Origin of the sequence: Chryseobacterium sp. UNC8MFCol (genome assembly GCF_000482305.1) — a bacterium.
Lineage (GTDB): Bacteria > Bacteroidota > Bacteroidia > Flavobacteriales > Weeksellaceae > Chryseobacterium > Chryseobacterium indologenes.
Window position 1 is genome coordinate 1 of the sequence record NZ_KI535294.1, and the last position, 8,572, is coordinate 8,572.

General features: G+C 39.7%; 5 protein-coding genes. All 5 read left to right on the forward strand.

All coding sequences use genetic code 11. From position 1 onward, the window contains the following. A partial coding sequence (locus M030_RS0123420) for a T9SS type A sorting domain-containing protein (protein WP_027375630.1) occupies positions 1-753 on the forward strand: 753 nt, incomplete at its 5' end. Positions 754-758: 5 nt separating this feature from the next. After that, a complete protein-coding gene (locus M030_RS0123425) occupies positions 759-3,578 on the forward strand; it encodes a hypothetical protein (protein ID WP_027375631.1) in 2,820 nt (939 codons plus the stop codon). A 24-nt stretch (positions 3,579-3,602) separates the two neighbouring features. Then, positions 3,603-3,962: a four helix bundle protein gene (locus M030_RS0123430; protein WP_027375632.1), complete on the forward strand. Its 360-nt coding sequence runs from the start codon at positions 3,603-3,605 to the stop codon at positions 3,960-3,962. Continuing rightward, complete coding sequence (locus M030_RS24790; protein ID WP_051585227.1) at positions 3,959-7,723, forward strand: DUF6443 domain-containing protein; 3,765 nt, start codon at positions 3,959-3,961, stop codon at positions 7,721-7,723. The genes M030_RS0123430 and M030_RS24790 overlap by 4 nt, the downstream gene beginning before the upstream one ends. A gap of 11 nt (positions 7,724-7,734) precedes the next feature. After that, entirely contained in the window at positions 7,735-8,262 is a 528-nt protein-coding gene (locus M030_RS0123440; RefSeq protein ID WP_034723014.1) for an STM3941 family protein, read from the forward strand. Positions 8,263-8,572 lie beyond the last annotated feature (310 nt).

Below are 8,572 nucleotides of genomic sequence, written 5' to 3' on the forward strand. Positions count from 1 at the left end.
ATCAGAACACTGGCTTTGACTGCTACAGGTTTTGTTATCGGTGGAGAATCAAGATCCGAAAGATCCGGAAACAAATCTGTAGGAATTGAAGAAGGCACAGATCTATGGTTGATTGCTGTAAACGAAAGAGGTGATGAAGAGTGGCAAAGATCCTACAATTTCAAAAACCGGGATATCCTGATGGGAATGAATGTAATGATGAAGAGCCAAGAATCAAGAGCCAAGAATCAAGATGTTACCACAGGAATTTTACTTGGTGGTTATACCCAGGCGGAAGGAAGAGTTCAAAAAGACGATGAAACCTTCTGGATGATCTACTTGGATGGAAACGGTAATGAACAGTGGAGAAAACACGTAAGCGGAGAATCGAGACAAAAAGAAGAGCGACTTTCAGACTTGAAACTGAACAGAGACGGCTCTATCATTCTTGCCGGAACCAGTGCCACAGAATTAGGAAAGGAAAACTGGAAGATCGTAAAACTGGGAGATAAACAGGTAGACCAGCTGATTCCAAAATATGATATTAAAATCTATCCGAATCCTGTTTCAGACTATGCATACGTAGAAATTGGCTTTGATTTCAAAGAAACGGAGATAGTGTTGTATGATATGAGCGGAAGACAGCTTCAGAGTTTGAAAACAAAAAATAAAGTGACCAAAATCAACACACAGGCTTTAGTTCAGGGAGCCTATCTGGTGGTAATAAAAACGGATAACAATAAAACAGCTAACGCTAAGCTTATCAAACAATAACCAATATGAAGAAGAATTATTTTTATGCAGTGGTTCTGGCCTTATGGTGCGGAACTGCTATGGGACAGCTTAATAACTTTCAGGGAGTCAATTTTGGAAATATGCCCAATCCCGTTCCTTCTCTGGCGCCTCTTGCCAGTTTTAATGATAATCCGCCTTCCCTTGCGTCCGGAGTTCCAGAAATTTCTGTACCGCTATTGAGTCTTCCGGGATATGGTTCCGGAGTAAGTTTACAACTAAGCTATGATCGTAACTCGTCTGAAACAGTTGGAGAAATGGGAGCAGGCTGGTTTATGCCTAAAGGAGGAGCGATTTCCAGAAAAATTAACGGTTTACTGGATGAAATCCATCAGGATCTGAACAGCCCGGATTATGAGAAAAATGTTTTTGATGATGAATATTATTACAATGTTCCGGGGCTATCAGGAAAGTTTAAGATAGAAAGAAATATCCAGCAGAATAGTTTTAGTGTTATTGACCTTTCCCCGGTGAATCATGTTAAGATAGCCTATACGAGGAAAAATAATGTGGCAACCCTTATCGTGGATTCCTTTACCATTACTGATGACCAGGGAAATACCTATCACTTTAATGACAGTTCAATTGCTGCGCTTTTAAGTAATAATGATATTGGTGAGATCTCTTCTACTGAATTTAATTCTGCATTTTATCTGAGTAGCATCAGGAATGCCAGCGGAGTAGAGGTCGCTAGCTTTACCTATAAAAAAGAAGCCAAGTATCTTGACGATAAAACCACACTTTTTTATAAAACCTGCCAGCTGGAAAAAATACATACAGCTTTCGGAAATATAGAAATGGTGTACGATTATGATGAGGCACTGGAAAAAACAAAGAATGAGCCTTATAGTATTAAAAAGATTATTCTCAATAACAAATACGCCAAAACCGCAGAATATGCCTTTGAATATTCCTATCCGTTTCCTCCGGGTTCTGTAGAAAGTACTTCAAAAATAAGACAGCTGGATAAGATCAAAAAAATGGATGGGCAGACCGTTTTGGAGGAAACTTCGTTCCTGTATAATGCTTTCAATGCAAGTCCTCCGACAGGATTGGATTGTGATGGTCCTAGAATCATCAAGCCTTATGGGATGTTGAGTAAAATTATTTATCCGACAAAAGGAGCAACAGAATATGTCTATGAAACCGGAGAAGTATACGAAAATAAAAATTCCACAGAATATCTGGAATCCATCAGTGCTAGTCTTATGAATGAATGTATTCAGTATATCCAGCAACATCCGGATATTAATTTTGATACCACACAATCTTTAACGTATACCTTTACTATTCCTGGAGATCAGACAAGGAAAAGGACATTATGGTTTAATTACGGAATAGAATACAATCTTATTCCCGGTCCTATTGATCCCAATACAGGGTATCCTACCATTCCGAAGCCCGTTAAGGAAAATGAAAAAATGTCATATACTTTAAAGAGAGGGGATGAAACGATTTTTGCCAACAGGAAAATACATGACTCAAAATTTTATAACTATCCGGGACAGTATACGGTAACCATTACAATTCCTTATCTGCATGGAGGAAGCGGAACTTTTTCTCTTAAAGAACTGATGTATAAACCGGGACCTTACAGGAATTCAAAGCCTGCAGGGATGAGAATCAAATCCATCAACAGATATACAAATGCAGCCAATACAACACCTGTTCAGTCATTATCCTACAGCTATAATAATTTCAGTTCTCCAAACGATAGCAGTGGAGCCTACGGAGAAGAAACTGTATTGTATAAAAATGTAAAAGTGACTGAGGATTCAGGAAAAGGATATACTCAATTTTATTTCAAGCTTCCCAGGGAATATCCGTCTTATCCTTATGTGAAAGACGGACAGAATAAAACGTTTAAACCGTATTATAACCTTGTTAAATCAGGAGTACTGGAGAAAAAAGAAGTGTATAGTGAGAGTAATCAGTTGTTAACCCGCGACAATTTTGAATATACCTTTGCAGAGGCTGATGATAAAGATTATGTTATCGATGAATACTCTATCAATTATTCCAAGCCGGCATTTACCAGCCAGACCAAAACGAGTTCTGTAGCATATCCTTCCGGTACCGCATCTTCTTTCCTGCAAAGTTCAGGGGAAAATAATGTAAGAGCAGATAATTTCAAACCTTCCAGCTCCAAAAGTATCGCTCCTGACGGAACGGTAACCGAAACGTTCTATAAGTATGCTCAGGATAAGAACCACACCAGATTACTGGAAGCGAATATGACGGGGGTTTTACTTGAATCAGAGGTAAAAGAAAACGGAAAAACAATCGGGAAGTCTGAAACACAATTCGATAACGGGTCCCATTTATATCCAAGCGCTGTTATTGGCTATAACAGGCAAACCCAGGCTCCGGTGACTACCTCAACCCTTGATGTGTACGACAGTAAAGGAAACCTGGTACAGGCCACCGGAAAAAACGGTATTCCAAGTACCACCATCTGGGGCTATAACCAGACCGTTCCTATTGCCGTGATTGCAGGGGCTTCTTATGCTCAGGTCGCTTCTTTATCCAGTGTTACCGCTGCTATCACCGCATCAGATGCTGATAATAATAACCCGGCGAACGAACCGGCATTGCTTCAGGCACTGGAAACTTTAAGACAAGATCCTGCTCTGAAGGACTACAGCATTACGACTTCCACTTATGATCCTATGATAGGGGTAACCAACACTATATCGGCCAACGGAATCAGAACGACCAATGTGTATGATACGGCAGGAAGATTAGTTAAAGTAAAGGATTCAGAAGGAAAAACCCTGCAGGAAAATCAATATAACTACAAACACTAGTGAATGATGAGTGAAGAATTAAAAATGAAAAGTAAAAATGTGTTGAAAGATAAGAGCTTTACTTTCAGTATTCATATCATTGAGCAGTACAAAAGATTGACAGAATCCAAAGAATATGTTATGTCAAAACAGTTGCTTCGAAGCGGAACAGCGGTTGGTGCATTAATCCGGGAAGCAGAGTTTGCCCAAAGCAAGGCGGACTTTATCAGCAAGCTGTCTATTTCATTGAAGGAAGCTAATGAAACTTCCTATTGGCTTGAACTTCTGCATCGTACCCAGTATATCGATACCATGCGTTTTGAAGAATCAAGCCAATACATCAATGAGCTTATCAGTATGTTGGTATCAAGCATCAAAACCTCAAAATTAAAACTGAACACATGAACACACATAATGAAAAATTAATCAGGAAAACCGGAAAATCAAGGATGAAAAGAAATTTTTCACTCTTCATTCTTCTCTTTTCATTGACTCCTGTTTTTGCACAAACAAACCTCAGCACAAATGAGAACTATGTCTACAGCAAAACCTGTATGGATGGAGACTGTAATAAGAAGTCAGAATCTGTACAGTATTTTGATGGATTGGGAAGACCCATCCAGTCGGTAGCCATCAAAGCGACGCCTCTGGGAAGAGATGTGGTATTACCTGTGGAATATGATGCCCAGGGAAGACAGGCTAAGAATTACTATCCTGTTCCTCAGAACGGAACCCAGAACGGAGCTCTTTACGCTGATCCTTTAGCGAATGCTCCTTCGGCAGGATATGGCAATGAAAAAATCTACACCGAAAAAAAATATGATAATCTGTTTGCAGGCCGTGTCAGTCAGGTGGTACCGGCAGGAAATATATGGTCCCAGAAACCTGTCAATATAGGCTATGGAACCAATATTGATAATGAAGTCAGAAAATATACACTAACCACGACATGGGTGGATGGCAGGACGGAAACTGCTATTTCCGGGCCTGTTTTTTACCCTGCCAATCAATTGGGAAAAAATACGGTAACCGATCCTGACGGGAATACCGGTACAGAATTTAAAAACGGAAAAGGAGAAACCATCCTCGTTAGAAAAAATGATGGGGCACAGAATGTAGATACATACTACCTCTATAATGAATACGGACAACTGGTCTATGTCATTCCTCCGATGGCAGTAACGGGTACCACTCCTGATCAGGCCACATTAGATAAGCTCTGTTACCAGTATCGCTATGACGGACAGGGAAGGTTGGTAGAGAAAAAAGTTCCCGGAAAAGGCTGGGAATATATGATCTATGATCAACAAGACAGACTGGTAGCCACTCAGGATGCCAACTTGAGGGAAAAAGAACAATGGTTGTACACCAAATATGATAAGTTCGGAAGAGTAACATTTACCGGGATAAATTCAGGTGGAGGAAGAAGTTCAGAGCAGGCATATGCTAATATCTTCGGAAGTAATAATGTCACCAGAACCTCATCGGTTTTCTTTAACAGAGAAGGGATGGATGTGTATTATGATCCCAATAGTACCTATCCTACAGTGGGGTGGGTAAAGCTGTTATCGGTCAATTATTATGATACTTATCCTGCCTACAGTTTTAATCCGCCTTTTCCATCTTCAGTGTTTGGAAAGCCTGTTATTTCCGATACAGGGAATGCTCCTGTCAATACGAAGGCAATGCCTACGCTTAGCCTTGTGAAAAATATTGAGGATGACAACTGGACGAAAAATTATGCCTATTATGATGGGAAAGGAAGATTGATCAGCACCTATGCCATTAACCATCTGGGCGGATACACCAAAACAGAAACCGAACTGGACTTTGCAGGCGTTACCCAACAGTCTAAAGTATATCATAGAAGACTAAGTGGTGATAAAGAAATGGTCATTGCCCAAAGTTTTGATTATGACAACCAAAACAGAGTGCTGAGACATCGTCACCAGGTAGGGCCCCAACCTGTGGAAATTCTTGCAGAAAATACCTATAATGAGTTGTCACAGATTACCAATAAAAAAGTTGGAAATGGCCTGGAGAGTATGGATTATCAGTATGACATCCGTGGGGCTCTTACGAAAATTAATGATCCGGCAGCCTTGGGAAATAAGTTGTTTGGGTATGAACTGAAATACCAGAACCCGGCCTATACCAATATTGCTCCGGGAAAGAGCAACGGAAACATCTCGGAAATCGACTGGAAGTCTGCTTCAGATGGGGTGTTGAAAAGGTATTCTTACACCTATGATGCTTTAAACAGGTTAAAGGATGCCGTGTATACAGAACCGAATACGACCAACCCGTATAACAATTATTATAACGAATATGCGACCTATGATCTGAACGGAAATATCAAGACCCTGAAAAGGAATGCTTTCCCGGTAACAGGAACCACCGCCACCCAGGTAGATGACCTCGTATACCAATACACCGGAAACCGCCTTGATAAAGTCATTGAAAATGCATTGAACGACACCGGATATGAAGGCGGAAACAATCTGATTGATTACGACCAGAACGGGAATATGATCAATATGAAGGATAAGGGGATTCAGACGATCGGATATAATTTTCTCAGTCTGCCTAATCAAACTTCCATTTCCTTGACCAATTCGGCAGGAAAAGTGTCTACCACAAATATTGATCACATCTATAGAGCAGACGGAACAAAACTTCGAAAAACAACCGTTCAACAGGCTTATATGGGGCTGCCCAGAACGGAGACCACAGATTACCTCGATGGCTTTCAGTATACCAATATAGATGACGGACAAGGATGCCGTACCTGTAAAACTGAAAGCGCGTATGAAGAACAGGCCTACAGAAAAGTGATCGGCCCTATTATCCCCGGCGGGCCAAAATGGACATTGAATTTTATCCCTACCGCAGAAGGCTTTTACAGTTTCACGGAAAACCGCTATATTTACCAGTACAAAGACCACCTTGGAAATGTTAGGATAAGTTTCGCCAGAAACAGCGCAGGTGCTCCTGAAATTACCGGAACCAACAACTATTATCCATTTGGGCTTAACCATATAGGAGGAGGAAATATTTCACCTTTCTCTAACTATCATTCTTATAAATTTGGAGGCAAAGAACTTCAGGAAACAGGGATGTATGATTTTGGAGCGAGGATGTATATGCCTGATCTGGGAAGATGGGGCGTGATAGATCCTATGGCAGAAGCCATGAGAAGGTATTCTCCTTATAACTATGCTTTCAATAACCCGATCAGTTTCATCGATCCTGATGGAAGAAAACCTCGTCAGTTTGCCATGCCTACGGATGCGAGACCTGATGCTCCTTCAGGATGGATCAAGACTAACCTTTGGTTAGGAAGAGGAGATGCGACTTTTGGATCTATAGAAACAGGATATGGAGGTAGTTATGGATTTGGCTCTTTATATCCACAATCAAATGGAGTTGATAACAGTTATCTTCTTAATGATCTTTTGGCAGGCTGGAAAGCAAGAGGAATTAATATCGATATTTCAGGAAATGGTAATCTTACTTACTGGACCGGAAATCCAACATTTATTAAAGGTTATTCTACAAATAATGATGTTTATGGAGAATATCATCTGGGCGTATTGAATTCAATAACAGTTAAAAATGGTGATATTCCATTAGATGCCTATAAAAACTGGGCAGATTGGGGATCAACTGCTGTGGGTGGAGGATTTGATTATCTGGCCAAAAGAAGAACAGCTCTTTACAATAGTGGAAATTGGATTGATAACCTTGGACAAATGAGAAGTACTTCCTATGCAGGAAGAGCTAGGGGATCATTAATAGGGCTTAGAAGTGACTATTTAAGAACTACTGCGATGTATGGGAAATATGCGAAAAGAGCCGGTTATGTAGGTTATGCAATTAGCGCAGGACAAATAGGTTATGGTATGATTCAAGATGGCGGAAAATTTGGCGTTAAAGCTAAAGTGGCAACAACAGGTGTAGTTGGTGGAATGGCAGGTGCAGCAGCTGGAGCATGGGCAGTGGGTAAACTTGGAGGACTGATTGGATCACTGATTGGGCCAGAAGGAACAGCTGGTGGAGCTGTAATTGGAGGCGTTGTTGGGGGAATTGTTGGAGGCTTTTGGGGAGGTGAAATTGCTGAGGATTGGGCTGATGGAATATTAAATAGACCTAGTAATATTAAATAAAATAAATAAAAATGAATACAATTGAAATAAAAGGCAGTAAAACAAAATTATCACTATTACTATTAGGATCACTAATCTTTCTTTTTTTAGGATTATTTTTGGCTTTTAAACCTAATAGATTTATTTCTACAATATTTAAAAGTGAGACATTTATAAGTTTAGCAGGGATTTTAGCTATATTGTTTGCAGTTTTATGCTTAAGCATTTTAATTAAAAATTTCTTCAATAGATCTTTTAATCTTGTTATAGATAAAAAAGGGATTAATGATAATTCCAGTTTTGCAGGTGTAGGAATGATTTTATGGGAAGATATTGTTTCAATAAAAAAGACTACTGTCTTTTCAACGAAATTTTTGCTGATAGAGGTCAAAAATCCAGATAAGTATATACGTGTTGACAGTAAATTAAAGAAAAGGATTCTGGAAAATAATTTAAGAACATATGGTACTCCAATAGCTATATCAGCCAATACACTGGCTTTTAACTTTGATAAACTAGAAGAAGTGATACTTAAGTCATTTAATGAATATAAAAATTGACAGGATTAACCCCTGCTGGCGAGCGTCTCGACTGTGTCCCGTAAGTAAAAGTAAAACCCACTGCATTACAGTGGGCTTACTATAAAAAACCGTTATATTTACCAAAGACCACCTTGACAGACAAGTAAAAGAGAATCTTTTACGCAGGCTGCGAACGCAGTTCAGTGAGGATAAGTTTCGCAAGAAACAGCGCAGGCGCTCCTGAAATTACCGGCACCAACAACTATTATCCATTTGGGCTTAACCATATAGGAGGAGGAAATATTTCACCTTTCTCTAACTATCATTCTTATAAATTTGGAGGCAAAGA